General features: G+C 33.2%; 5 protein-coding genes and 3 tRNA genes. 2 read left to right on the top strand and 6 right to left on the bottom strand.

Annotated features, from left to right (window positions below; all coding sequences use genetic code 11):
• Both ACOX6R_RS07800 and ACOX6R_RS07795 read left to right on the top strand, forming a co-directional pair.
• Positions 1-313: hypothetical protein (locus tag ACOX6R_RS07800; protein WP_433448948.1), on the top strand; the 313-nt coding region annotated here is incomplete at its 5' end.
• The gene (locus tag ACOX6R_RS07795; RefSeq protein ID WP_433448946.1) at positions 286-435 is read left to right on the top strand and encodes a hypothetical protein; all 150 of its coding nucleotides are present in this window, start codon (positions 286-288) and stop codon (positions 433-435) included. The genes ACOX6R_RS07800 and ACOX6R_RS07795, both read left to right, overlap by 28 nt.
• Positions 436-983: 548 nt before the next feature.
• Here the strand turns inward: ACOX6R_RS07795 and ACOX6R_RS07790 are convergent.
• From ACOX6R_RS07790 to ACOX6R_RS07765, 6 genes are all read right to left on the bottom strand, one after another.
• Positions 984-1,199 (bottom strand): DUF6440 family protein, encoded by a 216-nt coding sequence (locus ACOX6R_RS07790; RefSeq protein ID WP_433448944.1) that lies wholly within the window; start codon positions 1,197-1,199, stop codon positions 984-986.
• A 1-nt stretch (position 1,200) separates the two neighbouring features.
• Entirely contained in the window at positions 1,201-1,710 is a 510-nt protein-coding gene (locus ACOX6R_RS07785) for a GNAT family N-acetyltransferase (RefSeq protein ID WP_433448942.1), read from the bottom strand.
• Positions 1,701-2,399 (bottom strand): DNA/RNA nuclease SfsA, encoded by a 699-nt coding sequence (gene sfsA / locus ACOX6R_RS07780; protein WP_433448940.1) that lies wholly within the window; start codon positions 2,397-2,399, stop codon positions 1,701-1,703. Before sfsA ends, ACOX6R_RS07785 begins: the two co-directional genes overlap by 10 nt.
• A 63-nt stretch (positions 2,400-2,462) precedes the next feature.
• Positions 2,463-2,538 (bottom strand) — tRNA-Phe (locus tag ACOX6R_RS07775).
• A gap of 4 nt (positions 2,539-2,542) precedes the next feature.
• Positions 2,543-2,619: transfer RNA gene (locus ACOX6R_RS07770), tRNA-Ile, on the bottom strand.
• Between the two features lie 13 nt (positions 2,620-2,632).
• Positions 2,633-2,725: transfer RNA gene (locus ACOX6R_RS07765), tRNA-Ser, on the bottom strand.
• Between the last annotated feature and the right edge of the window lie 230 nt (positions 2,726-2,955).

Raw genomic sequence — 2,955 nt, 5'->3', positions numbered from 1 at the left:
TAATGAAAGTATAGTTAAAGCACGAAGAAAATATAATAACAAAATTGTTATACACAACCATCCAAGTAATTTACTACTGAGTGGAAGTGATTTTGTTACAAACTATAATAATGAATTAGGTATAATTATCTGTCACAATGAGGATATTTATGTTTATAAAACTATAAAAGAATTCACTTCCAAATTAATTGATTTAAGTATTAAAAAATTTGAAAAATTGGGGTATAATCAATTAGAAACATATAATAATATTTTGAATGATTTTGCTAAAGTAGGGTGGATAGAGTGGAAAAAGATATCTATAAAAGATTAGATGAAAAATATAAAAACAGGGAATCCATAGAAAATGATAATCCTGTTGATTTATCGGAATTTACCACTGAGGAGATCGATTTGTTGATAGAAAGAGAAATAAAATTGATGCAAAAAGATTAAATAAGCACACTGACAAGTTATTGTTAGAGGTGCTTTTTTAATATCTTAAATCGTGAATTAATTGTGTAAAATACTACAAAACTAAATAAATATAGCTATTAATCGTGTGATAATCATGCGATTTTTTTAATACGCAAGTATCAAGGTTCCCGGGTATCCACCCGATGCCAAGCATCGTGGTAGGGTGGGGTTCTTATTGTCCTGGGATGATTTAAAACTCAGCTAACCTGTGAGACTGTAACACTCGTATAAAAAACGTAAGGAGAAAGAAATGAAAAGAGAGTTTTTAGAAGAACTGGGTGTAGAAAAAGAAGTAATCGATAAGATTATGGCCGAAAATGGCAAAGACATAAATGCAGAAAAATCAAAAGTAGTCTCTAAAGATTAAGAAATAAAGACTTTAGAAGAACAGATAAAATCTGCAAATAAAGAAATAAAATATATAACGACATAAATACTTTTTATATAAAAAAGTCTATTGAGAATTGGAAGTCAAGGCAAAAAAATCTATTTAAGAAATTTAAAAACTTCCTAAATAGATTTTATAATTAATCTCTGTATTTAATTTCATTTATTTCACTTTGTGATGAGACTACTACTTTGCCGTCTGAGTCTAGAAGGGGTGTGATGGATGCGCCGTAATTTGAATATAATTTTATATAATTTACACCAGTTACAAGATCAACAACTATATTAAACTTTTCGGAGATAGTTCCATAACTTTCAACTTCAACGAATCTATTTTCTTTATCTTTACCAAACATATTAATCCTCCAATACTTTTTCAAAGGCGAGCCTTTCGTCTGTGCCGCCAATATAAACTATTCCGCAATAATTATATCCAAGCTTCTTTATAAGAGACTGCATGGACCTATTGTCCCTATGCGTATCAATGCGGATAGATTTAATATTATTTTCTTTGGCGTAGTCTTCACATAATTCTAAAAGAGTTCTGCCATAGCCTTTTTTTCTAAATTCACGTCCTGTTGCGACGCGGTGAATTGCAACGAAATTTCCATCTGTAATCCAACTTCCGTGCATGTTGTTGTCGTAGTCATAATCGTATTTTTTTATCACGCAAGTTGCTACAACGTCGCCGGCGTCTTCTAGCACAAAGATTTCTTTGTTATTAATTAAATCTTTAAAATTATCGAGGTTTGGGACTTTTTTGCCCTGCCACTGATCAATTCCTTCAGATTTTAATTTGTTAGAGCCATCTTTATAAAACTTTAAAATAAGATCTCTATCTTGATATCTCGCAAGTCTCAGTTCCATATTTCCTCCAAGGTGTAGGGAATCTCTTCTTTAATTTCTATTCCATAACGCGTGACAATTGAGTTATAGCATAAAATATTTACGCCTTCTTCGTGGGACTTTACAAGTGTATTTGAAAAATTTTTATCTTTAACAAAATTTGGAGTAAATAAATTTACATCTTCCAACTGAATTACAAATAGGGCAGTAGGCTTTATGCCTTCTTCTAAATTTGCAAGTCCTTTCATGTGCTTCATGCCCCTAGTTGTTGGAGCGTCGGGGAAGGAGGATAGGCCGTCTTTTTCAAGAGTTACGCCCTTAACTTCAATCATAGCCTTATCATCTTCGCCTTCAACGTAAAAATCAAATCGAGAGTCGCCGTAGGTATATTCAGGTTTTATGAATTTATTTTCAAAACCTAAATTTATTATACCCTTTAAAAGTCCTTCATGAACAACGGAGTTTGGGGCAGAGGAGTCGATGTTAATTAATTTATCGCCCTTGTAAATCGAAGTAAGTGTATATTTAGTTTTTCGGTTTTTGTTGTCACTATATTCCAAAAAGCAGGTCGCTCCTTCGATAAATATTTCTTCGCATCTGCCAGTGTTTGGAACGTAGACAGTTAAAATTCTTGAACCTTTTTTGCATTTTGCAATGAAGCGGTTCTTTCTATATAAAAATGTAGCCTTGATTGAATTGTTGTAAAGCATAATACCTCCCATGAAATTTTAAGCACAAAAAAAGCTGTCAAACACGAAGTTCAACAGCATAATTGGTGCCCAGAGCCGGAATCGAACCAGCGACACGAGGATTTTCAGTCCTCTGCTCTACCGACTGAGCTATCTGGGCAAAATGGTGGGCCTTCGGGGACTTGAACCCAGGACCTACCGGTTATGAGCCGGGCGCTCTAACCAACTGAGCTAAAGGCCCTCACCATATTCGTTGGCGGAGAAAGAGGGATTTGAACCCTCGCGACCCTTTATCGGGACCTACTCCCTTAGCAGGGGAGCCTCTTCAGCCACTTGAGTATTTCTCCACTACTAATCAGTTGTGTCTTAAGCAACTTACCTTGTCCATTTTACAGTAATGATTTATATTTGTCAACTATTTTTTTATAAAAATATAAAAAGTTTACAATTGACGAAATATTTCTCTCCACTAGATTTATATTATCTCATAGAAATGTAAAAAAATAAAGCGATTTTTAAATTTAGTGTAAAGTTTTATAACTTTGTTATAATTATTCGTATTTATAAAAACATTTTT

The organism is Peptoniphilus sp. (genome assembly GCF_050943655.1).
GTDB lineage: Bacteria > Bacillota > Clostridia > Tissierellales > Peptoniphilaceae > Peptoniphilus_A.
The sequence above is the reverse complement of the archived record's forward strand: the minus strand, read 5'-3'. Positions and strand labels throughout refer to the sequence as shown.